The following is a 25,608-nucleotide window of genomic DNA, read 5'->3' as shown; positions in this document are numbered from 1 at the left end:
CCGCACGATCACCCGTGCGGGTCCCTGCCGGCCCTGCTCCGTGACGTGGTCAGCCCGGGGAACGCGGTCAGCCGGCCATGTTGTCGGCCAATTCCTCGCTGAGGTCGAGGTTCGACTCGGTGCCCGGGATGCCCAGGTCCTGCGCCCGCTTGTCGGCCATCGCCAGCAGCCGACGGATCCGGCCCGCGACGGCGTCCTTAGTCAGCGGCGGGTCGGCGAGCGCGCCCAGCTCCTCCAGCGACGCCTGCTTGTGCTCCATGCGCAGCCGGCCGGCCGCGGCGAGGTGCTCGGGGACCTCCTCGCCCAGGATCTCCAGGGCGCGCTGGACCCGGGCACCGGCGGCCACCGCGGCCCGCGCCGAGCGGCGCAGGTTGGCGTCGTCGAAGTTGGCGAGGCGGTTGGCGGTGGCCCGCACCTCGCGCCGCATCCGGCGCTCCTCCCACGCCAGCACCGACTCGTGGGCACCCAACCGGGTCAGCAGCGCGCCGATCGCGTCGCCGTCGCGGACCACGACCCGGTCCACCCCGCGCACCTCGCGCGCCTTGGCGGCGATCGAGAGCCTGCGGGCGGCGCCCACCAGGGCCAGGGCGGCCTCCGGACCCGGGCAGGTGACCTCCAGGGAGGAGGACCGGCCGGGCTCGGTGAGCGAGCCGTGGGCCAGGAAGGCGCCGCGCCAGGCCGCCTCGGCGTCACAGGTGGCCCCGGAGACGACCTGCGGCGGCAGACCCCGGATCGGCCGGCCGCGACCGTCCACGAGGCCGGTCTGGCGGGCCAGCTGGTCCCCGCCGGCGACGACGCGGACGACGAACCGGCTGCCGCGGCGCAACCCGCCCGGGGCCATCACCACCAGGTCGGAGGAGTGCCCGAAGATCTCCAGGATGTCCTTGCGCAGGCGCCGGGCGGCGATGCCCGTATCGAGCTCCGCCTCGATGACGATGCGGCCGCTCACCAGGTGCAGCCCGCCCGCGAACCGAAGGATCGCCGAGACCTCCGCCTTCCTGCAGCAGGTCCGGGTGACGGGGAGGCGGGAGATCTCATCCTTCACCGCGGGCGTCATCGCCATGGGCCGATCCTTCCATGCATCCGAAAAATACGGTCGTACGCGGCGGCCAGCAGCTCCGGATCGTGCTTCGGAGCCCCGTCCCGCCTGGCCACGGGCGCCAGCTCGACCGCGGCGCCGAACCGTTTGGCGGCATCGGCCAGGGAGTCGCGATCGGGCACGGCGGCCTCGTCGGCCAGCACCACGTCCAGGGCGAGTTTAGGGGCGTGTCGGGCCAAAACCTCCAAATGACGCTGCGGAGAGAAGCCCTCTGTTTCACCGGGCTGCGGCGCGAGGTTCAACGAGAGCACCCTGCGGGCCTTCGTCGCGATGAGCGCGTCGAGCAGTTCCGGCACCAGCAGGTGCGGGATCACCGACGAGAACCAGGAGCCCGGACCGAGCACCACCCAGTCGGCGTCGAGCACGGCGGCGACCGCCTCCGGCACGGCCGGCGGATCGCCCGGGACGACCTGTACGGACAACACCTCGCCGGGGGTCAGGGCCACCGTGGCCTGCCCCCGCACGGTGTCCACGTCCTCCGGGCGCGCCGGGTCGTGGCCCTTGACCAGCGCCTGGAGCTCCAGCGGGACCGCGGACATCGGCAGCACCCGGCCCTGCGCGCCGAGCAGTTTGCCGACCAGGTCCAGCGCCTGCACGGGGTCGCCGAGCTGCTCCCACAGGGCGACGATCAGCAGGTTGCCGACCGCGTGCTCGTGGAGGGCGCCGGCGGACTGGAAGCGGTGCTGGATGACGCGGGACCAGGTCTGGCCCCATTCGTCGTCCCCGCACAGCGCGGCGAGCGCCTTGCGCAGGTCGCCGGGCGGCAGCACGCCGAGCTCCTCACGGAGCCGGCCGCTGGAGCCGCCGTCGTCGGCGACGGTGACCACGGCCGTGAGCTCGCCGGTGATCCGGCGCAGCGCGGCGAGCGAGGCCGACAGGCCCATACCGCCGCCGAGGGCGACGACCTTGGGCGCGACCACCTTGGCGGCGGCGCGGCGCCCGGTGCGGCCCGCGCCGTCCTCGCCCCGGCCGGGGGCGAGCCGGCGCAGGCGGCGCAGGCGCAGGGAGCGTCCGGTCACTCGCGCCCCATGTCCCGGTGGACGACGACGGTCTCTACTCCCTCGGCGGCGAGGCGGGCCGCGAGCTTCTCGGACATGGCCACGCTGCGGTGCTTGCCGCCCGTGCAACCGACCGCGATGGTCACGTACCGCTTGCCCTCACGGCGGTAGCCGGTGGCGATGAGCTGGAGCAGCTCGGTGTACCGGTCGAGGAACTCCTTCGCGCCGGGCTGGCTGAAGACGTACCCCGACACCTCCGCGTTGAGCCCGGTGAAGGGGCGCAGCTCCGGGACCCAGTGCGGGTTGGGGATGAAACGACAGTCGACGACGAGGTCGGCGTCGACGGGGAGGCCGTACTTGTAGCCGAAGGACATGACGGTGGCCCGCAGCTCGGGCTCCTCGTCGCCCGCGAACTGGGCGTCCATCTTGGCGCGCAGCTCGTGCACGTTGAGGCTGGAGGTGTCGATGACGAGGTCGGCGTCACCACGCAGCTCGCGCAGCAGGTCGCGCTCGGCGGCGATGCCGTCGACGATGCGCCCGTCGCCCTGGAGGGGGTGCGGGCGGCGGACCGACTCGAAGCGGCGGACCAGCGCGTCGTCGGAGGACTCCAGGAAGACGATGCGACGGGTGACGCCGCGGGCCTCCAGGTCGGCGAGGGACTCGCGCAGGGCGTCGAAGAACTGGCGGCCTCTGACGTCGACGACGACGGCGATGCGTGCCACGTTGCCCTGCGAGCGGGCGCCGAGTTCCACCATGGTGGGGATCAGCGCCGGCGGGAGGTTGTCCACGACGAACCAGCCGAGGTCCTCCAGGCACTTGGCCGCGGTACTGCGGCCGGCCCCGGACATCCCGGAGATGATCACCAGCTCGGGGATGGCCGCCTCGGCGGTATCGCCGGGCTCCACTGTCGTGCCCGTACTCACCTGTGCTCCGTCTCGGTCGTGCTCGGTCTCGTTCTGATCCGCGACGTGTTCGTCGGTCGCGTTCTGGTCGGTCGCGTTCTCGTTGGTCGGGCGCTCGGTCATGGCGTTGTCCCCCGTTCGGACGACGTTCCCGCAGACGCGGGAGTCTCATCCTCAATGATCTCTCCTGTCGCCATGTTGACGGCAGGACGGGCGGGGACGGCCCGGGCGAGCGCGGCGGCCACGGTCTCGGCCGTCTTGCGGCCTATGCCCGGAACCTCGCAGATCTGGTCGATTGTCGCCGCTCTCAGCTTCTTCACCGAACCGAAGTGCTTGATCAGGGCCTGCTTGCGGCTCTCCCCGAGGCCGGGCACCTCGTCCAGCGGACCGGCCTTGAAGCGCTTGCCTCGCTTGTTGCGCTGGTACTGGATGGCGAAGCGGTGGGCTTCGTCACGTACCCGCTGGAGCAGGTAGAGGCCCTCGCTGGTACGGGGCAGCACCACCGGGTCGTCCTCGCCGGGCAGCCACACCTCCTCCAGCCGCTTCGCGAGGCCGCACACCGCCACGTCGTCGATCCCCAGCTCCTCCAGGGCCCGCTGGGCGGCCGTGACCTGCGGCCGGCCGCCGTCGACCACGACGAGCTGCGGCGGGTACGCGAAGCGCTTGGGACGCCCGTCGTCCTCCTCGGGGCCGTCCGTCTCCCCGTCCTCGGGGGACCACTCGCCGGTCTTCAGCTTCTCCTGGAGGTAGCGCCGGAAGCGCCGGGAGACCACCTCGTGCATCGAGCGGACGTCGTCCTGCCCCTCGAAGGACTTGATCTGGAAGCGCCGGTACTCGCTCTTGCGGGCCAGTCCGTCCTCGAAGACGACCATGGAGGCCACCACGTCGTCGCCCTGGAGGTGGGAGATGTCGAAGCACTCGATGCGCAGCGGCGCGCCGTCCAGCTCCAGGGCCTCGGCGATCTCCTCCAGGGCCCGGGAGCGGGTGGTGAGGTCGGCGGCCCGCTTGGTCTTGTGCAGGGCGAGGGACTGCTGCGCGTTGCGGTGGACGGTCTCCATGAGCGCCTTCTTGTCGCCGCGCTGCGGGATGCGCAGGCTGACCTGGGCGCCGCGGCGCTCGGCGAGCCACTGGCTCAGCACCGGCGTGTCCTCGGGCAGGGCGGGGACCAGCACCTCCTTGGGGACGGCCTCGCCCTTCTCCTCCCCGTACAGCTGCTGGAGGGCGTGCTCGACGAGCCCGGCGGTGTCGACGGCCTCCACCTTGTCGGTGACCCATCCGCGCTGGCCGCGGACCCGGCCGCCGCGTACGTGGAAGATCTGCACGGCGGCTTCCAGCTCGTCCTCGGCGACGGCGATGAGGTCGGCGTCGGTGGCGTCGGCGAGCACGACGGCGTTCTTCTCCATGGCCCGGCGCAGCGCCCCTATGTCGTCGCGCAGCCGGGCGGCCTTCTCGTACTCCATGTCCTCGGCGGCCTCGTGCATCCGCGCTTCGAGCCGGGAGAGGTAGGTGCCGGTGCGGCCGGCCATGAAGTCGCAGAAGTCCTCGGCGAGTTCGCGGTGCTCGTCGGGGGTGACGCGGCCGACGCAGGGGGCGGAGCACTTGCCGATGTAGCCGAGCAGACAGGGGCGGCCGATCTGCGCGGAGCGCTTGAACACGCCGGCGGAGCAGGTCCGTACCGGGAACACCCGGAGCATCAGGTCGACGGTCTCGCGGATCGCCCAGGCGTGGCCGTAGGGGCCGAAGTAGCGCACGCCCTTCTTCTTCGGGCCGCGCATGACCTGGACGCGGGGGTACTCCTCGTTCATGGTGACGGCGAGGGAGGGGTAGCTCTTGTCGTCCCGGTACTTGACGTTGAACCGGGGGTCGAACTCCTTGATCCAGGAGTATTCGAGCTGGAGCGCCTCGACCTCGGTGGAGACGACGGTCCATTCGACGGACGCGGCGGTCGTCACCATGGTGGCGGTACGGGGGTGCAGGTTCGCGACGTCCTGGAAGTAGCTGGCCAGGCGCTGGCGCAGGCTCTTGGCCTTCCCGACGTAGATCACCCGGCGGTGCTCGTCGCGGAACTTGTAGACCCCCGGGGAGTCGGGGATCTGTCCCGGCTGGGGGCGGTAGCTGGAAGGGTCGGCCATGCCAACCACCCTACTGTCGCCCACGGACAACCCACCCCACGCCCCGGCCGGGGCCGCCGAGCGGTAGTGCGGGGCCCGGCCTCCCCCGCCCGGGAGGCCGGCCCGAACCCCCCGGGCCCGGCCGGGGTCCGCCCGGGGGCGGTGGCGCGAGCATGCGGACCGCCCCGGCCCGGGGGCCTTGGTGCGGACCGCTCCCGCCGGGGCCCCCGGGGGTGGTGCGGGGCGGACACCGCGCCCCGGGGCCCCTCCACTGGCTCGCTCCGGCCCGGGACGGTGGCGCGCTCACCGGGCCCGGCCGGAGGTCGCGCCCGGGGCCGGTGACGCGAGCATGCGGACCGCCCCGGCCCGGGGGTGGTGGTGCGGACCGCTCCCGCCGGGGGCCATCGGGGGCGGTGTGGGGAACTGGCTCCCGTCGGCCGGGATCGGGACGGTGGCCCGAACCCACTGGGCCCGGACCGGGTCGCGCGGCGGGAGCACCCCGCCGTCCGGGCCCGGGGGGTCACGGCCCCGGGGGCGGGACCCGGGACCCCCCGGGCCCCTGCCGGCGCTCTGTCCGCGGAGGCGCCCCGCCGGTGCCGCCCCGGCGTCGGGGCAAGGCGTCTGGGGTGCAACGCCGAGGCGCGGAGCCGCAGGAGATGGGGAAAGGGCGGGGCCCGTCGCCTTGGCGGGGCGGCGGGGCCGTGTCGCGCGGGCCACCCCTTGGCGCCCGGGCCGGACCGCCGACTTGCCGGAGGCGCGGAGCACGGCCGCGCAGACCACCGAACGGTCCGCCCGGGCGGCCGGGCCCGCCGGCCCCCGACCCACCGAGGCGAGGCTCGGGCGGGTCCGGGCGAGCGGGGCGGGGAGCACCCCGCAGGGGCGCCGGGCTGCGCCGCTCGCGGAGGGAACGGCCCTCGGGGAACCGGGTCGGAGCCACGCTCGCGCTCCGGCCCGGCCCCGCTTCGGAGGGACACCGCCGGACCCGCCGTCCTGGCGGGACGGCGGGTCCGGCGGGGGCGGTTACGCCGGCGCGCGGCGGTGGTGGCGGCGGAGGAACAGCACCCCCGCCCCGCCCAACGCCAGCGCCCCGGCGGCCCCGGCCACCCCCGCGGCGTCACCGGCGGAGCCACCCGCCGAGCCGGCCGCCGAGCCGTCCGCGTACCCCCCGGCCCTGCCGGCCTTCGCGTACGCCGACCCCGGCAGCTTGTCCCCGTACGCCCGCGCGACCCGCGCCCGGTACGCCGCCAGGCTCGTGCCCCCGGCGCCCACGGCCCGCTCCGCGTCCTCGTCCAGCGGCAGCACGCTCGCGCCCCGGGCCACGTACCACGCGTCGATCTGCGGCTCGCGGAACACCGTCCCGCCCGGCAGCCTCCGCTCCCCGAGCCGCGCGTAGCGGAACTCGTCGTCGCCGGTGGCGATGTTCACCACCCGCCAGCCGGCCTCCGTCCGCGCCGTCCACAGCGCGGCCAGTTGGCCGTCCGAGGAGACCGCCTCGCTGGCGAGGAACTCCAGCCGGGCGACCGGCGCCCCGGGCTTGCCCGCCACGAAGTCCGGCGAGAGGTAGTTCACCGGTATCGCCTCGCCCTCCAGCCTCGGCTGCGCCGCGCTCACCGCGACCTTGCCCTCCCGCGCGAAGAACCGGGACAGGGTGGCCAGGGACTCGGGTGCGGCGGCAGCCTGCCCGGCCGCCGCTTTGACCTCGGCGGTCGCGGACAAGGGCTGGGGCACGGGGGCCGCCTGCGCCTGCGCGGGCAGCGCCAGGCAGGCGGCGGCGGTGGCGAGGACCGCGACGGCGGCGGCACGCAGTCGGTCGGCGTTCACGCGGTCACGCTCCGATCCGGTAGAGCGAGTGGGTCCAGGAGAAGGTGCTGTTGTCGACGTACCAGGCGTGGGAGGCCCAGTTGTAGCGGTCGTTGGAGGGCCACGGGTCACCCCAGTACACCCAGCTGTCGGCGGTGTCGTAGCCGTACAGGACGTGCATGTGGCCGCCGCCGTTGGACCACTGGATACGGGTCTCCACCGGGCGGTTGGCATTGATCTCGGTCTGGACGGTGGCGTACTGGAGCCATCCGGTCACGTACGAACCGGAGTTGATGCCCGCCCAGCGCAGGGCCGTCTGGACGTTGCCCAAGGTGGCCTGGTTGTTCGGGCACTCGGTGCCCTGTTGGCGGTTGAAGGCGGCGTTGCAGAACTGGTTCTGGCTGTAGCCGCGGCCGAACCAGGTGGCGATGGTGTTGCCTGAGGCGGCCCAGCACCAGTTGGTCTTCTGCTGGGCCTGCATCGTGATGTTCAGGCGGTTGGCGGACAGGGTGGACACGGTGGACGGGGCGGAGGTGGCCTGCGAGCCGGCATCGGCGGCGGTGGCGGTGCCGGCGGGCAGGGCGAACAGCAGGACGGTGAGCAGGGTGACGGCCAGGGACGGCCGCCGGTGGGGATGGCGCATCGCGTTCCTCCCGTGGGGGGAGTGGGGATGGAGGAGCGCGTCCGGACGCTGGTGAGGAGCATCAGGGTGTTGTTGCGAACAGGTCAACAGGCTTCAATGCGAGGTGACATCGCGGTGTGAACGGCGGGGCGTCGGTGTGAACGGCGGCGGTCCCGTCACCTGGACCACAGCAGTCACCGGCGTGGTCCCCCGCCCCGCCACCCGTGAACGTTCACAGGAAGGAGCGCCGGCGTGCGGCCGACCGTCGAGAGCGACCCGGACCTGCCACGACTGCTGCGCGCGGGCCCCTTCCACCTCGCGCTGCGCGCCGCGCTGACCGCCCGCGGCCTGCCCCTGCACCGGGTGCAGCACCGGCTCGCGGCCCGGGGCATCAAGGTCGGCGTGACCAGCCTCAGCTACTGGCAGCAGGGGGCCCGGCGCCCGCGGCGCCCCGAATCACTGAAGGCCGTGGGCGCCCTGGAGCAGATCCTGGAACTGCCCGAGGGAACGTTACTGCGGCTGCTGTCCGCCCCCGGGACCGCCGGGCCGGTCACCCACCGTCCGGCCGGCCGGCCGTACCGGGCCCTCGTCGACGCCGGCGCGGCGGTGGACGAACTGCTCGCCGGCCTGGAGCTGCCCACCGACGGCGGCCTGCACACGGTGGGACACCACGAACGGGTGCGCGTCGGCGCGGGCGGCGAGCTGCTCGACCGCGCCTCGCAGCACGTCGTACGAGCCCACCGCGACGGCGTCGACCGCTACCTCGCCGTCCACCACGGCGATCCGGGCTGCGACCCGGCGCGGGTCCGGGTCCGCGCGGGCGAGAACTGCCGGACCGGGCGCGTGCGGTGGCACCGCGAGGCCGGGGTGACGGTCGCCGAGCTGCTCTTCGACGCCCGGCTGCGCGCGGGTGACACGTACCTCTTCGGCTACGGCTTCGAGGACGGCACGGGCGGGCGCTGCACCGAGTACGTGCGCGGCTTCACCTACACCGGCGGTCAGTACGTGCTCCAGGTCCGCTTCGACGAGGCCGCCCTGCCGGTGCGCTGCCGGCGCTTCACCCGAACCGGTCCGGGCGCGCCGCGCACGGGACTGGCCGACCTGACCCCGAGCGGGCGCCACCGGGCCGTACACCTCGTGGAGGAGGCGGTACGGCGCGGGATCGTGGGCATCGCCTGGGACTGGGACTGAGCCGTCCCCCGCACCGTCCGCGGACCCGCCGCTCAGCCCGCGACGATCTTGCCGCCCTCCGCCTTGACCGGGACCGGCGTCAGCGGGTCGGCGGCCGGGCCGCGCAGCACCTTGCCGGTGGTCACGTCGAAGCGGCTGCCGTGACAGGGGCAGCTGCCCTGCCCGTCGACGATCTTGTCCAGGATGCAGCCCGCGTGCGTGCACTGGGCGGTGAACGCCTTGTACTGGCCCGCCGCCGGGCAGCTGACGACGAGCTTCTGCTCCCGGTACAGCTTCGCGCCCCCGACCGGGACGTCCGCCACCGCGCCGAGTTCGACCGGCTCGCCCGGCACCGCCGGGGAGCCCGCCGCGCCGCTCGCCGCGGTGGAGCAGGCCGCGAGGGTCAGGCCGGCGCCGGCGGCCCCGGCGAGGGCGGCCGCGCCCTTGAGCACGGTACGGCGGGCGGCGGGCTGGGACGCGGACATGCGCTGCTCCTGGTGTCGGGGGGCCGGCGGCCGGCCGGGCCCACCCGACGATACCGCCGCCCGATGGGGTACTTTCCCCGCGTGATCGTCGTCGGTGGAGAAGCCCTGATCGACCTGGTGCCCCTCGCGGACCCGCCGGGGGCCCTCGTGCCCCGACCGGGCGGCGGGCCGTACAACACCGCGCTGGCGCTCGGGCAGCTCGGGGAGCGGGTCGCCTTCTGCTCCAGGGTGTCGACCGACGGTTTCGGCGAGAGCCTGCTGGCCGGGCTGCGGGCCGCCGGGGTGGACCTCTCGTCGGTCCAGCGCGGGCCCGAGCCGACGACGCTGGCCGTGCCCTCGCTGGCGCCGGACGGCTCGGCACGGTACCGCTTCTACGTCGAGGGCACCGCCGACCGGCTGTTCGCCCTGCCGCCCGCGCTGCCCTCCGGTGCCCGGGCCCTCGCGCTGGGGACCTGTTCGCTGGTGCTGGAGCCGGGGGCGAGCGCGTACGAGGCCCTGCTGCGCCGGGAGTCCGCGCGCGGGCTGCTGACCCTGCTGGACCCCAACATCCGGCCGGCGCTGATCGCGGATCCCGCCGCGTACCGGAGGCGCTTCCTGCGCCGGCTCCCGTACGTCAGCGTGCTGAAGCTGTCGGAGGAGGACGCGGCCTGGCTCGGCGGCCGGGTCGAGGACTGGCTGGCCGCCGGACCCTCGGCGGTGGTGCTGACCCGGGGCGCCGAGGGGCTGACGGTCCGGACGCGGGAGGGGGCGGAGCACACGGCGCCGGCCCGCCCGGTGACCGTGGTCGACACGATCGGCGCGGGCGACACCGTCAACGCGGCGCTGTTGCACCGCCTGGTGGGCTCCGGCGGGCCGGTGGACTGGCCGCGGGTCCTCGCCTACGCCGCCCACGCGGCCGCGCTGACCTGCACCCGGGCGGGCGCGGAGCCCCCGTACGCGGCCGAGCTCAGCGGATAGCCGCCCAGAGGGTGCCGGCCACGGCGGAGGCGAACTCCTCGACGGGGCGCACCACTTCCTCGCCCGAGAAGTGCAGGAAGAAGGCCCGCTGGAAGCAGGCACCGAGCAGCAGTGCGGCGGCGGCCTCCGGATCGGCGTCCGGCCGCAGCCGCCCGCGCTCGCGTTCGCGGCGCAGGTGCCCGGCCAGGGCGTCGCGGATGACGTGGGGCCCGGTGCCGATCTGCTGGACGCCTTCGCGGTGGCGGGTCAGCAGGGTGGGCTCGGCGAAGAGCGAGGCGGCCATGGGCATGGCGTCGGCGTAGAAGAGCGAGGCGTGGCGGGCGATGGAGACGAGGCCCTCCTCGACCGGGCGCCCGTCGTGCTCCGCGCCGAGTTCGGCCATGAGCGGTCCGGCGTTGGGGGTGCGTTCCATGAGGACGCGGACGAACAGTTCCTCCTTGTTGGCGTAATGCTTGTAGAGCGCGGCCTCCGAGCAGCCCGCCTCGCGGGCGATGGCCTTGGTGGTGGTGTTGGCCAGGCCGACGGTGCGCATCAGCGTCTCCGCCGCGTCGAGCAGCCGCTCGGGGGTGGGACGGCTTGACTTCGAGGTGAGCATTCACTCACTCTAAGGGTGTTCCTGGGTGAGTGAATACTCACCCACCTACGGGGAGACAGGAGCCAGACATGAAGCTCACGGTGTTCGGGGCCACGGGCGGGGTGGGCCGCGAGGTCGTCCGCCAAGCGCTCGATGCCGGTCACGAGGTGACCGCGGTGGTCCGCGACCCGGCGCGGCTGCCGGTACCGGCGCACGAACGGCTCCGGGTGGCGGTGGTGCCCGACCTGACCGACGAGAGCGCGCTGGTGCCCGTACTCACGGGGCAGTCGGCGGTCATCTCGACGCTGGGCTCCCCGAGCAACAAGCAGGCGCGGCTGACGCCGGTCACCGGGCCGGCGGTACGGGCCATCGTGGCGGCCATGGCGCAGGCGGGGGTGAGCCGGCTGGCGGCGGTCAGCGCGGCCCCGGTCGGGCCGGACGTGCCGGGAGACGGGGTGCTGGCCCGCAAGGTGTTCCTCCCGCTGCTGCGACGCGCGCTGCGGGACCTGTACGCGGACCTGGCGGTGATGGAGGCGGTGATCCGTTCTAGCGACATCCGGTGGACGGTGGTCCGCCCGCCGCGCCTGCTGAACCGGCCGGGTACGGGGCGCTACCGCCGGGTGATCGGGGCCAACGTGCCGGGCGCCCGGGTCATCGCCCGCGCCGACGTGGCGGACGCCCTGCTGGCCTGCCTGACGGATCCGTCCACCTTCGACCGCCCGGTGGGCGTCGCGGACTGAGCCGCTGCGGGCGCGGGGACGGCGCGGACCGGGAGGCATGCCGGGACGGCGTGCCGGGACGGGGTGGGCCGGGGAACACCCCGGCCCACCTCCTCCCGCGTCAGCTCTTGCGGGCCCGTACCGCCTTCTTCGGCGCGGCGGCGGCCGTCTTGGCCGGTGTCGCCGCCGTCTTCTTGGCCGCGGCCGTCTTCTTCGCCGCGACCCGCTTCCGGGCCGGCGCCGCGACCGGCGCCGCGTCCGAGATCCGGTCCGCCCCCAGGATGTCCCGCAGGAACTTGCCCGTGTGGCTGGCGCCGACCGAGGCGACCTGCTCCGGCGTCCCCTCGGCGACGACGAGGCCGCCCCCGTAACCACCCTCCGGGCCCATGTCCACGACCCAGTCCGCGGTCTTGATGACATCGAGGTTGTGCTCGATGACGATCACCGAGTTCCCCTTGTCCACCAGCCCCGACAGCACCTTGATCAGCTTCGAGATGTCCTCGAAGTGCAGGCCGGTCGTGGGCTCGTCCAGCACGTACACCGTCCGCCCCGTCGACCGCTTCTGCAGCTCCGACGCCAGCTTCACGCGCTGCGCCTCGCCGCCCGACAGCGTCGGCGCCGACTGGCCGAGCCGGACGTACCCGAGGCCCACCTCGTTCAGCGTCCGCAGGTGCCGCGCGATCGTCGGCACCGCCTCGAAGAAGTCCAGGGCCTCCTCGATCGGCATGTTCAGGACCTCGGCGATGGACTTGCCCTTGTAGTGGACCTCCAGCGTCTCGCGGTTGTACCGGTCGCCGTGGCACACCTCGCACGGGACGTACACGTCCGGCAGGAAGTTCATCTCGATCTTGATGGTGCCGTCACCGGAGCAGTTCTCGCACCGGCCGCCCTTGACGTTGAAGGAGAAGCGGCCCGGCAGGTAGCCGCGCACCTTCGCCTCCATCGTCTCCGCGAACAGCCTGCGCACGTGGTCGAAGACCCCGGTGTACGTCGCCGGGTTGGACCGCGGGGTCCGCCCGATCGGCGACTGGTCGACATGCACGACCTTGTCGACCAGGTCGTCGCCCTCCACGCGGGTGTGCCGGCCGGGCACCGACCGGGCGCCGTTCAGCTCGCGCGCCAGGTGCGTGTAGAGGATGTCGTTGACCAGCGTGGACTTGCCGGATCCGGACACACCGGTCACGGCCGTGAGCACACCCAGCGGGAAGGACACGTCGATGTCCCGCAGGTTGTTCTCCTTGGCACCGTGGACGGTGAGCTTCCGCTCCCCGTTCACGGGACGGCGTACGTCCGGCAGCGGGATGGACCGCTTGCCCGACAGGTACTGCCCGGTCATCGACTCGTCGTTCTTGAGCAGTTCCTTGAGCGAGCCGCTGTGCACCACCTTGCCGCCGTGCTCGCCCGCGCCCGGACCGATGTCCACGACCCAGTCGGCCACCTTGATGGTGTCCTCGTCGTGCTCGACGACGATCAGGGTGTTGCCCATGTCGCGCAGCCGCACGAGGGTCTCGATCAGCCGGTGGTTGTCCCGCTGGTGCAGGCCGATGGAGGGCTCGTCCAGGACGTACAGCACGCCGACCAGGCCGGAGCCGATCTGTGTGGCCAGCCGGATGCGCTGGGCCTCGCCGCCCGAGAGGGTGCCGGCGGCGCGGTTCAGGGAGAGGTAGTCCAGGCCCACGTCCACCAGGAAGCGGAGCCGCTCGTTGACCTCCTTGAGGACCCGCTCGGCGATCTTCTTGTCACGGGCGTCGAGCCGCAGCTGCCCGAGGAAGTCGGCGCACTCGCTGATCGACATCGCGGCGACGTCGGCGATGGACTTCTCCATCACCGTCACCGCGAGCACGATCGGCTTGAGCCGGGTGCCCTCACAGGTCGGGCACGGCACCTCGCGCATGTAGCCCTCGAAGCGCTCCCGGCTCGCGTCGCTCTCGGACTCCGCGTGCCGCCGCTTGACGAACGGCACGGCGCCCTCGAAGGCGGTCGTGTACGCCCGCTCGCGCCCGTACCGGTTGCGGTAGCGGACCTCGATCTGGGTGCGGTGGCCGTAGAGCAGGGCCTTCTTGGCGCGCTGCGGCAGCCCGGCCCAGGGGATGTCCGTACGGAAGCCCAGCTCACCCGCGAGGGCGCCGACCAGCCGCTGGAAGTAGTCCTTGGTGTGACCGAGCGACCAGGGGGACACCGCGCCCTCGTCCAGCGACTTGTCCTCGTCCGGGACGATCAGGTCCGGGTCCACCTCCATGCGCGTGCCGATGCCCGTGCACTCGGGGCAGGCGCCGAAGGGCGAGTTGAAGGAGAAGGAGCGCGGCTCCAGCTCCTCGAAGGACAGGTCGTCGTACGGGCAGTAGAGGTGCTCGGAGAACATCCGCTCCCGGTCCGGGTCGTCCTCGGCGAGGTCGACGAAGTCCAGGATCACCATGCCGCCGGACAGGCCGAGGGCCGTCTCCACGGAGTCCGTGAGCCGGCGCTTGGCGGAGTCCTTGACGGTCAGGCGGTCGATGACCACCTCGATGGTGTGCTTCTCCTGCTTCTTGAGCGTGGGCGGCTCGGAGAGCTGGATCGTCTCGCCGTCCACCCGGGCCCGGCTGTATCCCTTGGTCTGGAGGTCGGCGAAGAGGTCGACGAACTCGCCCTTGCGCTCACGCACCAGCGGCGAGAGCACCTGGAAGCGGCTGCCCTCGGGCAGCGCGAGCACCTTGTCGACGATCGCCTGCGGCGACTGGCGCGAGATCGGCCGGCGGCACTCGGGGCAGTGCGGCTTGCCGATGCGGGCGAACAGCAGGCGCAGGTAGTCGTAGACCTCGGTGATCGTGCCGACGGTGGAGCGCGGGTTGCGCGAGGTGGACTTCTGGTCGATGGAGACGGCCGGGGAGAGGCCCTCGATGAAGTCGACGTCGGGCTTGTCCATCTGCCCCAGGAACTGGCGGGCGTACGACGAGAGCGACTCGACGTAGCGGCGCTGGCCCTCGGCGAAGATCGTGTCGAAGGCCAGGGAGGACTTGCCCGAGCCGGAGAGTCCGGTGAAGACGATGAGGGAGTCGCGGGGCAGGTCGAGCGAGACGTTCTTCAGGTTGTGCTCGCGAGCGCCACGAACGATGAGACGGTCGGTCACGCCGGTCCGCACCTTTCTTGAGAGAGCGGGGGGCACGGGCCCCCGTCCCAGGGTATGGGGGGCGCGTTAGCGGTGGAGTCGTGCTTGACTTCCGAGCGTATAGCACGCGCATTCGATTTACGGCACGCGCAAGTGGGCTTCACCCGATCGTGTGGCCGACGCCCCGCGCGCACTAGGCTCGGCCCCATGACTGATCATGTGCACGACCTGCGATCTGTACGTGAAGCCACGGACCGACTGCTGACCGCTGTCGCGAAACTGGACAACGCGGCCCTCGCCGAGGAGTCACTTCTGCCCGGCTGGACCCGCGGCCACATCCTGGCCCACCTCGCCCGTAACGCCGACGCCCTCGTCAATGTCTTCGAGGGTCGGCCGATGTACACGAGCGGGGAGGCGCGGGACGCGGACATCGAGCGCGATTCCGGCCGGCCTCTGGTGGAACAGTCGGAGGACGTCCGTCATTCCGCGGACCGCTTCCTGGCCGTCGCCGAAGCCGACCAGGACTGGTCGCGGACCGTCGAGCTCCGGGGCGGTGTGACCGACCTCGCCTCCAACGTACCGTTCCGCCGGCTCGTGGAGGTGGAGCTGCACCATGTCGACCTCGGGATCGGCTACACGCTCGAAGACCTCCCGCGGGAGTTCACGGGCCGTGAGATCGCCTTCCTCGCGGACCGCTGGTCCGGCCGCCCCGAGGTGCCGCCCACGGCCCTGGTCGCGACCGACGGTCGCACCTGGCGGACCGGGTCCGCCGGGGAGGCGGCCGTCACCGTCTCGGGCAGCGCGGCCCAGCTCCTGGCCTGGCTGGCCGGCCGCGCCGACAAGGGCGCCGCCCTGACCACCACCGGCGGCCCCCTGCCGACCCTTCCCCCGCTCTAGGATCAAGACATGACGTACAGCGGAGCGGTCAAGGTCGGCGGTCCTGCCGACGTGCACGAACTCGCGGACCTGATGATTTCCAAGGTCGCGGTGGGCGAGATGAACAACAACGCCTACCTGTTGCGCTGCCGGGCCACCGGCGAGCAGCTGTTGATCGACGCGGCCGCCGAGGCGGACACGCTGCTGAGCCTGATCGGGGACGACGGCATCGCCTCCGTCCTCACCACCCACCGCCACGGCGACCACTGGGGCGCGCTCCGGGCCGTGGTCGACGCGACGGGCGCCCGCACCTACGCGGGGGCACACGACGCCGAGGGGATCCCGGTCCCCACCGACGTCCTGGTCGAGGACGGCGACACGGTCACGGTGGGGCGGGTCTCGCTGACCGCCCGCCACCTGGTCGGCCACACCCCCGGCTCGATCGCGCTGATCTACGACGACCCGCACGGTCACCCGCACGTGTTCACCGGCGACTGCCTCTTCCCGGGCGGCGTCGGCAACACGTGGGGCGACCCGAAAGCCTTCGTCCGGCTCCTCGACGACGTGGAGGAGAAGCTCTTCGCGCGGCTGCCGGACGAGACCTGGGTCTACCCGGGGCACGGGAACGACACCTCGCTCGGCGCCGAGCGGCCGCACCTGGCCGAGTGGCGCGAGCGCGGCTGGTAGGCACCGTGGCGCGGGTCAACACGGCTCGCGCGGGCACTCCTTCCGGTCGTTCATGACCGAGCGCACGCCCTGAGGCTCCGGGGCGGGGTATTGCCGCACCATGCGACAAGACCCCTCCCCGGGCCACTCCCCCTCGATGCCGCGCCTCGCCCTGGCCTCGCTCGCCGGGACCGCCATCGAGTTCTACGACTTCTTCGTCTACGGCACGGCCGCCGCCCTGGTGCTCGGCCCGCTCTTCTTCCCGTCCCTCTCGCCCCTCGCCGGGACCCTCGCCGCCTTCGGCACCTTCGGCATCGGCTTCCTCGCCCGCCCGGTCGGCTCCGCCCTGTTCGGCCACATCGGCGACCGCCACGGGCGCCGCCCGGTGCTGCTCGGCTCCCTCCTGCTCACCGGCCTGGCCACGGTGGCGGTCGGATGCGTGCCCTCCTACGCCTCCATCGGCACGGCCGCGCCGGTGCTGCTGCTCCTGCTGCGCTTCCTCCAGGGGCTCGGGCTGGGCGGCGAGTGGGGCGGCGCGGTCCTGCTGACCGCCGAGCACGCGCCCGAGGGCCGGCGCGGACTGTGGTCGAGCTTCCCGCAGATGGGGCCGCCGGTGGGTTTCGTCCTGGCCAACGGCATGATCCTGGCGCTGTCGGCCGGCCTGACAGAGGGTCAGTTCATTTCGTGGGGCTGGCGGGTGCCGTTCTGGGCCGCCGGGCTGCTCGCGCTGACCGGGCTGTGGCTGCGCCGATCGGTGGAGGAGACGCCGGAGTTCCGGGCGCTCGCGGAGACGGGGCGGCGCTCACGGGCCCCGCTCGCCGAGGTGGTGCGCGGCCACTGGCGGCTGCTCCTGCTGACCGGCGGGGCCCTCGCTTCGGGCTACTCCGTCTTCTACGCGACCACCACCTGGTCCTTGGCGTACGCGACGACGCACCTCGGCCTGGATCGCACGGTTCTGCTGGCCTGCGTCATGACGGCCGTCGCACTCACGGGTTCGCTGACCCCGCTGCTCGCGGTGCTGGGCGACCGCTACGGCCGCAAGCCGCTGTGCCTGATCGGCTGCGCGCTCTGCGCGGTGTGCATGCCGGCCTTCGTCGCGCTGTTGTGCACGGGCGATCCGCTGCCGATGACGCTGGGCTTCCTGGGCGCGCTGCTGGGCATGGTGACCACCGTCGCCGTGGTGGGGGCCTACCTGCCCGAGCTGTACGCCCCGCGCGTGCGGTGCACCGGGGCGGCCGTCGGCTACAACCTGGGCGGCGTGCTGGGCGGCGCCCTCACCCCGATCGTGGCGACGGCGCTGGCGGACGGCGCCGGTCCGCCGTGGGGCGTGGCCGGGTACTTGAGCGGTATGGCCCTGCTCAGCCTGGCCTGCTTCGCGCTGCTGCCGGAGACGAACCCCCACGTCGCGGGACCCGGGGCGGACCGGGGCGCGGGTACGGAGAAGAGGGCGGCCGAGACGGCCGCCCCCGCATAGCCGTCGGGTCAGGCGTCGACGCTCTCCGTGCGGGCGGTCGCCTCGGCGGCCTCCTGCTTCCCGGACGCGATCAGGCTGGTGGCGGTCGTGACGACCAGGACACCGCAGATGACGCCGAGGGACACCGGGATGGAGATCTGCGGGACGTGCACCCCGGTCTCGTGCAGCGCGTGCAGCACCAGCTTGACGCCGATGAAGCCGAGGATGACGGACAGGCCGTAGCTGAGGTGGACCAGCTTCTTGAGCAGCCCGCCGATGAGGAAGTACAGCTGGCGCAGACCCATCAGGGCGAAGGCGTTGGCGGTGAAGACGATGTACGGGTCCTGGGTGAGACCGAAGATCGCGGGGATCGAGTCCAGGGCGAACAGCACGTCGGTGGTGCCGATGGCGAGCATGACGACCATCAGCGGGGTCAGGACGCGCTTGCCGTTGCCGCGGATGAAGAGCTTGGTGCCGTGGTACTTGTCGGCGACGCCGAACTTCTTCTCGACCGACTTGAGGAGACGGTTCTCCTCGAACTCCTCCTCGGCTTCGTCCTTGCGTGCCTCCTGGATCAGCTTCCAGGCGGTGTAGATCAGGAAGGCGCCGAAGAGGAAGAAGACCCACGAGAAGCTCGCGATGATCGCGGCGCCGGCCGCGATGAAGACCGCGCGGAGCACCAGGGCGATCAGTACGCCGATCAGCAGGACGCGTTGTTGGAGGTGGGACGGTACGGCGAACTTCGCCATGATCAGGACGAAGACGAAGAGGTTGTCCACACTCAGGGACTTCTCGGTGACGAAGCCGGCGAAGAACTCCTGGGATGCCTGGCCGTTGCCGAAGACCGACAGGCCGAGGCCGAAGAGCACGGCGAGGACGATCCAGACGACCGTCCAGACGCCGGCCTCCTTGACCGATACGTCATGCGGCTTGCGGCCGATCAGGAAATCGGCGCCGATGAGGATGCCCAGACCCACGATGGTCAGCACCCAGAGGGTCAACGAAACGTCCATGTCTACACGCCTCCGGCGGATGGCTCAGCACTGTGTCAGCGTCATCGCTGCCGGAGGTCTCTTCCACCCGGGCGGCCTGGAGGCCGGGGGCCGGCGCCCCGGGACCGGCCGCGGTCGGATGACCGGGCGGGGTCCGTATTGACGGGAACGCCGTAGCAGGAAAGCAGGAATACTCCCCTCCGCGCTCCTCACAGTAGCCGCCGGGAGGGGCAAAGGTAAAGAGGAGACCAAAGAAAGGTCAGCGAACGGTCACTGTGAGGTCATGGGACAGCCGGGTCGCGTGGCGCCGCGGCCTCATGGCCGGGCGCCCCGTCGGGCCTGCGCGATCCGCTCCAGCGCCCGGTCGAGGACCGCGCTCCGCTGCGGGGGCAGGTCCGGTTCGAAGGTCCAGGCGTGGTGCACCCACGGGTCGGCCAGGTGGTGGTCCGGTACGGGCGACAGGCGCGTCAGCGACCGCCACAGCGGATCGAGCAGCGGTCCGTAGGCCGACGCCTCGTCGCGGTCGGCCACCATCAGCAGGTGTACGCCGACCGCCGGCCCCTCGTCCGCCAGGTAGCGCAGCCGGGTGACGGCGCGGTCGTCGAAGCCGTGCGGGAAGTCGTGGACGATCAGCAGTCGGTCGGCCGGGTCCACGTCCGGGGGCAAATCCTCGGGTGCCCCGGCGCGCACCGCCATCTGTACGAGGTCCACCCGACGGGTCAGCCGCTCCAGGGTCTCGGCGACGCCCTCGGCCCCGGCGGCGGGCGGGGCCGCGAGCACACCCGCTCGTACGAGGGGTGCCAGCGCGGCGCTCCCGGCGCCGGCCGCGTCGATGACGTGGACGGAGAACCGGCCGGCGGGCTGGACGGCGAGCAGCCGGACCGCGTGGGCCACGGCCATGTCCATCGCGAGGCGGCGCAGCCGGTCGGTGTCCATGGTCATGGCGGCCTCGGAGCCGGTGCGGCCGTTGTCGATCCACAGGCCGCGCTCCAGCGGGAGCCGCATCAGCATCGGTACCCGCAGGCCCGGCGCCTCGGGCAGGCTCAGGTCGCCCAGGCGCAGCGCGAGCGGGCTCTCCGCGGGTACGCCGGCGCCGTGCCAGACGGGGTTGTCCCAGCGGGCGTACGCGGCCGGCAGCGCGGGTTCGACGACATCGGATTCGGCGCGCAGTTGGGCGAGGTCCCGGTCGAGGACGGCTTGGGCCCGGGCGACGAGTTCGTCACGGCGGGTGCGGGCGGCGTCCCGTGCCGCGTTGCCGGCCCCGCCGAGGCGGGCGCGCGGGTCGGACAACGCCGCGTCGAGTTCCCGGTCGAGCCGGGAGTCGGCGAAGTCGACGGCGCCGCGGTAGGCGGCCACCGTGCGGGCCAGATCCTCGAACATGCCCCAGACCTGGTTGTAGAGCCGCTCCTCCATGGACCAGCCGCTCGCGTCCCCGGCGACGGGGCGCGGGGGTGTCCCGGGCTCCCGGGGCGCCTCGGGGGCGGCCGCCGGCTCGGGCGGCTCGGTGGTGGTGCGGCGGCGGCGCGGGTGGGCGTAGTCGATGGCCGTCGGGCCGGGGGCGTCGGCCATGGCCGCACCGCCCCGGGTTTCGCCGGACCGGGCGTCCCCGGACCGGGATGGTCCGGGCAGGCCGGGCGGGGCGGTGGGCGCCGGCGTCGTCACGGCAGCCGCGAGGGAGAAGTCCTCCAGGGCCGCCGTGGCCAGCGCGCCGGCGGTCGGGCCGGCCAGTCCGGCGTCGGCGAGCAGGGCGCTCAGCCCGTCGGCGTAACCCTGGCCGACGGCGCGGACCTTCCAGGCGCCCTGCCTGCGGTACAGCTCAAGGGCCACCACGGCGGTCTCGGAATCGAGGCCGGTGATGGTGTAGCCGGCGACCTCGACGCCATCGGGGCCGGCCACCACCACGTGCGGCGCCGGCACCGCGCCGAAGCGGGCCGGTCCGCCCGGCGGTAGCGCGAGCACCAGGCGGACCCGGTGGACGGCCGCACCGACGGCGTCGAGATCGACGGGGAACCGGTGCCGGTCGGCGGCCGACCCCGGCACCCTGAGCCCGGGCAGGGTGCGGGCCCCCGGGTGCGCCAGCGCCTCCGGGCCGGGCAGCCGGCCCTCGTCGTCACCGGCCGAGACCAGGGCCAGTACGGGCGCACCCGCGACGACCCCGATCTCCACCTGATGCCGGGACAGGGGGTGGTTCTGCCCCCGGACCAGTTCGGCCGTCATCGTGCAGCCCTCCCCCGTGCCCTCTGTGCTCTTGGTCGCCCGCGTGCTCTTGGTCGTCCGCGCCGTTCGTTACAGGTGCGGCTCTTTACAGGTGCGGCAGGATCGCCGGCATCAGGTCCTGGAAGGTCCGGCCGTTCGCCGGGGTCCCCAGGGCCGTCATCTGCCAGCCCGCGCCGACGCGCGACACCTTCGCCATGATCTGCGCGGTGTACGCGCCGCCGCCGTCGAGGGTGTAGCGGGCCAGTTCCTGGCCGTTGGTCTCGTCGACGATGCGGCAGAAGGCGTTCTGCACCTCTTGGAAGGTCTGCCCGGTGAAGGAGTTCACCGTGAAGACGATCTGGTCGATGTGCACCGGAACGCGCTGGAGGTCGACCAGGATCGCCTCGTCGTCGCCTCCCTGGCCGACGCCGCCGACGAGGTTGTCACCGGTGTGCCGCACGGAGCCGTCGTCGCTCTGCAGGTGCCGGAAGAACACCACGTCCACCGGCTGCTTGTCGGCGAAGAGCACCGCCGACGCGTCCAGGTCGATCTCGCGGGTCCGCGAGCCGAACAGCCCGCGGCGCTTCGCCGCCTGCCAGCCGAGACCCATCCGGACCGCGGTCAGCGTGCCCCCGTCCTGCTTCTGCAGACTGATGGCCTGACCCTTGGTCATGTTGACCGTCACGCGCTGTCCCCTCTCCTCTACCCGCCCCGATGAGGGCCCGCGGCACGTACCCGCGGCTGCCCGTGGCCCACCCTACTGACCTGCCCCGGGTCAGGCGAGGCCCGCTTCCCTCATCTGACGGAGCTCCTTCTTCAGCTCGCCGACCTCGTCCCGGATCCGGGCCGCGACCTCGAACTGGAGCTCGGCCGCCGCGGCCCGCATCCGCTGCGTCATCTCCTCGATGATCCCGGCCAGTTCGGCGGCCGGACGGTCGGTCAGCACCTCGGCGGCCTTGGCCCCCTTGGCGCCCTTCGCCTTGGCCGCCTTGCCGCCGGTCACCGCCCCGCCCAGGGCCGGTACCGGCGTCTTCGCGCCCTTGCCGTCCCGCGCCTGGCGGTAGCCGGTCCCGAGCAGCTGTTCGGTGTCGAGCTCCTCGCGGGCGATGGTGGCGACGATGTCGTTGATCTTCTTGCGCAGCGGCTGGGGGTCGATGCCGTTGGCCGTGTTGTAGGCGATCTGCTTCTCGCGGCGCCGGTTCGTCTCCTCGATGGCCTTCTCCATCGCCGGGGTCATCTTGTCCGCGTACATGTGGACCTGGCCGGAGACGTTGCGCGCGGCGCGGCCGATGGTCTGGATCAGGGAGGTCCCCGAGCGCAGGAACCCCTCCTTGTCGGCGTCGAGGATCGCCACCAGGGACACCTCGGGCAGGTCGAGGCCCTCGCGCAGCAGGTTGATGCCGACCAGTACGTCGTACTCGCCGGCGCGCAGCTCGCGCAGCAGCTCGATGCGGCGCAGCGTGTCGACGTCGCTGTGCAGGTAGCGGACCTGGATGCCGAGCTCCAGGAAGTAGTCGGTCAGGTCCTCGGCCATCTTCTTGGTGAGGGTGGTGACCAGGACCCGTTCGTCCTTCTCCGTCCGCTGACGGATCTCGTGCACCAGGTCGTCGATCTGGCCCTCCGTCGGCTTGACCACCACTTCGGGATCGATGAGGCCGGTGGGGCGGATGATCTGCTCGACGAAGCCGTCGCCGCGCGAGAGCTCGTACTTGCCGGGGGTGGCCGACAGGTACACCGTCTGGCCGATCCGCTCCTGGAACTCCTCCCACTTGAGCGGCCGGTTGTCCAGCGCCGACGGGAGCCGGAAGCCATGGTCGACCAGGGTCCGCTTGCGGGAGGCGTCACCCTCGTACATCGCGCCGATCTGCGGCACGGTGACGTGGGACTCGTCGATGACGAGGAGGAAATCCTCGGGGAAGTAGTCGATGAGGGTGTTGGGGGCGGAGCCGGGCGCCCGGTCGTCCATGTGGAGCGAGTAGTTCTCGATCCCGGAGCAGGACCCGATCTGGCGCATCATCTCCAGGTCGTAGGTGGTGCGCATGCGCAGTCGCTGCGCCTCCAGCAGCTTGCCCTGCTTCTCCAGCTCGGCGAGGCGTTCGGTCAGTTCCGCCTCGATGCCGCGGACCGCCTTCTCCATGCGTTCGGGGCCGGCGACGTAGTGGCTGGCGGGGAAGACGTACAGCTCGCGGTCCTCGCTGATGACCTCGCCGGTCAGCGGGTGGAGGGTGGAGAGGGCCTCGATCTCGTCGCCGAACATTTCGATGCGGACGGCGAGTTCCTCGTAGACCGGGAAGATCTCGATGGTGTCGCCGCGGACCCGGAAGGTGCCGCGGGTGAAGGCCAGGTCGTTGCGCGTGTACTGGATGTCGACGAAGCGGCGCAGCAACTGGTCCCGGTCGATCTCCTCGCCGACCTTGAGGGCGACCATCCGGTCGACGTACTCCTGCGGGGTGCCGAGGCCGTAGATGCAGGACACGGACGCGACGACGATGACGTCGCGCCGGGTCAGCAGCGAGTTGGTCGCGGAGTGGCGCAGCCGCTCCACCTCCTCGTTGATCGAGGAGTCCTTCTCGATGTAGGTGTCCGACTGCGGTACGTACGCCTCGGGCTGGTAGTAGTCGTAGTACGAGACGAAGTACTCGACGGCGTTGTTCGGCAGCAGCTCGCGGAACTCGTTCGCGAGCTGGGCGGCGAGGGTCTTGTTCGGGGCCATCACCAGGGTGGGGCGCTGGAGCCGCTCGATCATCCAGGCGGTGGTCGCCGACTTGCCGGTGCCGGTCGCACCCAGGAGCACGACGTCCTTCTCACCCGCACGGATGCGCTTCTCCAGCTCGGCGATGGCCGCCGGCTGGTCGCCGCTGGGCTGGTAGGGGCTGACGACCTCGAAAGGCGCCACCGTGCGTTCGATCTTCGATACGGGCCGCATGACTCCACCGTACGACCCTCCACTGACACTCACGCACTCGCGCCGGTCGGCCGGGTCGGGCGCGGGCGCCCGGACCGATCGCCGTACCCGTCCGGTCGGCGGTGGCCTGGTCCGTTTGTCGTAGTTCGGTGGCGGCGCGGTGATCTTCACGCCCATGATCGCCATACAGCGGATCTCCATGGGGCAGATCTCCGTGAAGCGCATCTCCGTGAAGCGCGTCGCCGTCCACCGCATCACCGTCGACCACACAGCCGTCCACCGCACAGCCGTGAAGTGCATCGCAGTGAAGTGCACCGCCGCAACGTCTGCCGCTTCGCGCCTGTTTGAGGCAGGGGCAGGGGCTCACGACCCGAGGAGAACGCATGTACGTCGTCCGACCCGCCGCCGCGGCCGCGGCCGCCTTCCTGGGCCTGACCCTCACCGTGCTCGGCACGACGGTCTCGTCCGCCGCCGGCCCCACCGGCCGCCCCGCCTCGGGCAACGGCCCGCTCGGCTCGGCCGCCCCCGTCGTGTACGCCCACCGGGGGGCTTCGGCGTACGCCCCGGAGAACACCCTGGAGTCGATCGACCTCGCCATGCGGCTCGGCGTGACCTGGGTCGAGAACGACGTCCAGCGCACCAAGGACGGCGAACTCGTGGTCGTCCACGACGACAGTCTGGCCCGCACCACCAATGTCGAGCAGCTGTTCCCCGATCGCAAGCCGTGGCTCGTCAAGGACTTCACGGCGGCTGAGATCGCCCGGCTGGACGCGGGCAGTTGGTTCAGCGAGGAGTACACGGGCGCCCGGGTGCCGACCTTGCGGGACTACATGAACCGGGTCCAGCGCAACCGCCAGCGACTGCTGCTGGAGATCAAGAAGCCGGAGCTCTACCCCGGGATCGAGCGGCAGACCCTCGACCTGCTGGATCGGCTCGGCTGGCTCGACGAGGCGCACGTCGGCCGCCGGCTGGTGGTGCAGAGCTTCAGCGCCGACTCCATCCGGATCGTGCACGACCTGCGCCCGGACATCGTGACGGCCTTCCTGGGCACCCCCAAGGTCGCCGACCTGCCGCGCTACGCCGCCTTCACCGACCGGATCAACCCCTGGCACACCACGATCTCGGCCGACTGGGTCGCGGCGGTGCACCGGCTGCGGGGCGCACACGGCAAGGCGATGGAGGTGGACACCTGGATCGTGGACGACGCGGCGACGGCCCGGAAGGTCCAGGACATGGGGGTGGACGGGATCATCACCAACGCGCCCGACGTGGTGCGGGACGCGGTCGGCTGGTTCTGATCCGCGGGCGGGGCCGGGCTGTCGGTGGCGGGCCGTACGGTGGACGCGTGGACAGCTCCGAGCGGCCCCGCGGGCCGCATCTCGAATGGACGGTCGTCGCCGGTGGCGTCGGCCCCCTGCTCCTTGCCGCGACCCCGGAAGGACTGGTCCGGGTCGGGTTCCATGCCGGGCCGGACCGGGTCGACCGGATGATCGGCTCGCTGGTTTCCCGGCTCGGCGCGGACCCCTGGCGGCCCGAGCCGGGCCGCGAGGTGCTGCTCGCCGAGCCGATACGCCAGGTGGAGGCGTACTTCGTCGGTTCGCTGCGGCGCTTCGAGCTTCCGCTGGACTGGCGGCTCAGCTCCGGGTTCAACCGCCAGGTGCTGCTGGAGCTCGACCGCTCGGTGCCCTACGGCCAGGTCGTCGGGTACGGGGAGCTGGCCGCCCGGGTCGGGCAACCGGGCGCGGCCCAGGCGGTGGGCAACGCCATGGGCTCCAATCCGCTGCCGGTGGTGGTCCCCTGCCACCGGGTCGTGGAGAACGACGGCGGTATCGGGGGCTTCGGGGGCGGGGTGGAGGCCAAGCGGACGCTGCTCGCGCTGGAGGGGGTGCTGCCCGAGCCGCTGTTCTGAGGTCCGGAGCGGGCACGCGGGCGGCGCGGCTCGCGGGGACTCGCAGAGGAGCGGCGCGGGGCTCGGGGCTCGCATGGCGGCGCGGG

General features: G+C 72.6%; 21 protein-coding genes. 8 read left to right on the top strand and 13 right to left on the bottom strand.

What is annotated here, in order from left to right; all coding sequences use genetic code 11:
* Window positions 1-67: 67 nt before the first annotated feature.
* From whiA to ACFVXJ_RS21360, 6 genes are all read right to left on the bottom strand, one after another.
* Window positions 68-1,063, bottom strand: a complete 996-nt coding sequence (gene whiA / locus ACFVXJ_RS21385) for a DNA-binding protein WhiA (protein WP_030237199.1) — start codon at window positions 1,061-1,063, stop codon at window positions 68-70.
* Window positions 1,054-2,118: a uridine diphosphate-N-acetylglucosamine-binding protein YvcK gene (gene yvcK / locus ACFVXJ_RS21380; protein ID WP_389663734.1), complete on the bottom strand. Its 1,065-nt coding sequence runs from the start codon at window positions 2,116-2,118 to the stop codon at window positions 1,054-1,056. The genes whiA and yvcK overlap by 10 nt, the downstream gene beginning before the upstream one ends.
* A complete protein-coding gene (gene rapZ / locus ACFVXJ_RS21375; RefSeq protein WP_389663732.1) occupies window positions 2,115-3,122 on the bottom strand; it encodes an RNase adapter RapZ in 1,008 nt (335 codons plus the stop codon). Before rapZ ends, yvcK begins: the two co-directional genes overlap by 4 nt.
* A complete protein-coding gene (gene uvrC, locus ACFVXJ_RS21370) occupies window positions 3,119-5,131 on the bottom strand; it encodes an excinuclease ABC subunit UvrC (protein WP_389663731.1) in 2,013 nt (670 codons plus the stop codon). The genes rapZ and uvrC overlap by 4 nt, the downstream gene beginning before the upstream one ends.
* A gap of 999 nt (window positions 5,132-6,130) precedes the next feature.
* The gene (locus ACFVXJ_RS21365) at window positions 6,131-6,931 is read right to left on the bottom strand and encodes a hypothetical protein (protein WP_389663729.1); all 801 of its coding nucleotides are present in this window, start codon (window positions 6,929-6,931) and stop codon (window positions 6,131-6,133) included.
* Between the two features lie 4 nt (window positions 6,932-6,935).
* The gene (locus ACFVXJ_RS21360) at window positions 6,936-7,553 is read right to left on the bottom strand and encodes a papain-like cysteine protease family protein (RefSeq protein ID WP_389663728.1); all 618 of its coding nucleotides are present in this window, start codon (window positions 7,551-7,553) and stop codon (window positions 6,936-6,938) included.
* Window positions 7,554-7,784: 231 nt separating this feature from the next.
* Between ACFVXJ_RS21360 and ACFVXJ_RS21355 the strand changes: the two genes are divergently transcribed.
* Entirely contained in the window at window positions 7,785-8,723 is a 939-nt protein-coding gene (locus tag ACFVXJ_RS21355; protein ID WP_389663727.1) for a hypothetical protein, read from the top strand.
* A 32-nt stretch (window positions 8,724-8,755) separates the two neighbouring features.
* Here ACFVXJ_RS21355 and ACFVXJ_RS21350 read toward each other — a convergent pair whose 3' ends face one another.
* On the bottom strand, window positions 8,756-9,187 hold the full coding sequence (locus ACFVXJ_RS21350; RefSeq protein ID WP_389663725.1) for a Rieske (2Fe-2S) protein: 432 nt from the start codon (window positions 9,185-9,187) through the stop codon (window positions 8,756-8,758).
* Between the two features lie 81 nt (window positions 9,188-9,268).
* Here ACFVXJ_RS21350 and ACFVXJ_RS21345 point away from each other — a divergent pair, with 81 nt between their 5' ends.
* Window positions 9,269-10,144, top strand: a complete 876-nt coding sequence (locus ACFVXJ_RS21345; RefSeq protein WP_389663724.1) for a carbohydrate kinase — start codon at window positions 9,269-9,271, stop codon at window positions 10,142-10,144.
* On the opposite strand, the gene ACFVXJ_RS21340 is transcribed toward ACFVXJ_RS21345, so the two are convergent.
* Window positions 10,134-10,739, bottom strand: a complete 606-nt coding sequence (locus ACFVXJ_RS21340) for a TetR/AcrR family transcriptional regulator (RefSeq protein WP_389663723.1) — start codon at window positions 10,737-10,739, stop codon at window positions 10,134-10,136. The genes ACFVXJ_RS21345 and ACFVXJ_RS21340 overlap by 11 nt on opposite strands.
* A 68-nt stretch (window positions 10,740-10,807) precedes the next feature.
* On the opposite strand from ACFVXJ_RS21340, the gene ACFVXJ_RS21335 reads away from it, so the two are divergent.
* Window positions 10,808-11,458 carry an NAD(P)-dependent oxidoreductase gene (locus ACFVXJ_RS21335; protein ID WP_389663721.1) on the top strand — a complete coding sequence of 217 codons (651 nt, stop codon included), beginning with the start codon at window positions 10,808-10,810 and terminating at the stop codon, window positions 11,456-11,458.
* A gap of 100 nt (window positions 11,459-11,558) precedes the next feature.
* On the opposite strand, the gene uvrA is transcribed toward ACFVXJ_RS21335, so the two are convergent.
* Window positions 11,559-14,546: an excinuclease ABC subunit UvrA gene (uvrA, locus tag ACFVXJ_RS21330; protein WP_389663719.1), complete on the bottom strand. Its 2,988-nt coding sequence runs from the start codon at window positions 14,544-14,546 to the stop codon at window positions 11,559-11,561.
* 186 nt (window positions 14,547-14,732) lie between these two features.
* Here uvrA and ACFVXJ_RS21325 point away from each other — a divergent pair, with 186 nt between their 5' ends.
* From ACFVXJ_RS21325 to ACFVXJ_RS21315, 3 genes are all read left to right on the top strand, one after another.
* Window positions 14,733-15,422 carry a maleylpyruvate isomerase family mycothiol-dependent enzyme gene (locus ACFVXJ_RS21325; RefSeq protein WP_389663718.1) on the top strand — a complete coding sequence of 230 codons (690 nt, stop codon included), beginning with the start codon at window positions 14,733-14,735 and terminating at the stop codon, window positions 15,420-15,422.
* 9 nt (window positions 15,423-15,431) lie between these two features.
* Window positions 15,432-16,088, top strand: a complete 657-nt coding sequence (locus ACFVXJ_RS21320) for an MBL fold metallo-hydrolase (protein ID WP_389663716.1) — start codon at window positions 15,432-15,434, stop codon at window positions 16,086-16,088.
* A gap of 136 nt (window positions 16,089-16,224) precedes the next feature.
* A complete protein-coding gene (locus ACFVXJ_RS21315; protein WP_389663915.1) occupies window positions 16,225-17,541 on the top strand; it encodes an MFS transporter in 1,317 nt (438 codons plus the stop codon).
* Between the two features lie 8 nt (window positions 17,542-17,549).
* Here ACFVXJ_RS21315 and ACFVXJ_RS21310 read toward each other — a convergent pair whose 3' ends face one another.
* The 4 genes from ACFVXJ_RS21310 to uvrB form a co-directional block, all read right to left on the bottom strand.
* Window positions 17,550-18,533, bottom strand: a complete 984-nt coding sequence (locus tag ACFVXJ_RS21310; protein WP_389663714.1) for a TerC family protein — start codon at window positions 18,531-18,533, stop codon at window positions 17,550-17,552.
* A 294-nt stretch (window positions 18,534-18,827) separates the two neighbouring features.
* Entirely contained in the window at window positions 18,828-20,729 is a 1,902-nt protein-coding gene (locus ACFVXJ_RS21305; RefSeq protein ID WP_389663713.1) for a TerD family protein, read from the bottom strand.
* A gap of 85 nt (window positions 20,730-20,814) precedes the next feature.
* Window positions 20,815-21,393, bottom strand: a complete 579-nt coding sequence (locus ACFVXJ_RS21300; protein WP_136217164.1) for a TerD family protein — start codon at window positions 21,391-21,393, stop codon at window positions 20,815-20,817.
* A gap of 90 nt (window positions 21,394-21,483) precedes the next feature.
* Window positions 21,484-23,634 carry an excinuclease ABC subunit UvrB gene (uvrB, locus tag ACFVXJ_RS21295; protein WP_389663711.1) on the bottom strand — a complete coding sequence of 717 codons (2,151 nt, stop codon included), beginning with the start codon at window positions 23,632-23,634 and terminating at the stop codon, window positions 21,484-21,486.
* A gap of 362 nt (window positions 23,635-23,996) precedes the next feature.
* Here uvrB and ACFVXJ_RS21290 point away from each other — a divergent pair, with 362 nt between their 5' ends.
* Window positions 23,997-24,911, top strand: coding sequence for a glycerophosphodiester phosphodiesterase (locus tag ACFVXJ_RS21290; RefSeq protein ID WP_389663709.1), 915 nt, complete (start codon window positions 23,997-23,999; stop codon window positions 24,909-24,911).
* Window positions 24,912-24,958: 47 nt separating this feature from the next.
* Window positions 24,959-25,522, top strand: a complete 564-nt coding sequence (locus tag ACFVXJ_RS21285; protein WP_389663708.1) for a methylated-DNA--[protein]-cysteine S-methyltransferase — start codon at window positions 24,959-24,961, stop codon at window positions 25,520-25,522.
* The last annotated feature ends 86 nt before the right edge of the window (window positions 25,523-25,608 follow it).

The organism is Streptomyces sp. NPDC058279 (assembly GCF_042881255.1).
GTDB lineage: Bacteria > Actinomycetota > Actinomycetes > Streptomycetales > Streptomycetaceae > Streptomyces.
The sequence above is the reverse complement of the archived record's forward strand: the minus strand, read 5'-3'. Positions and strand labels throughout refer to the sequence as shown.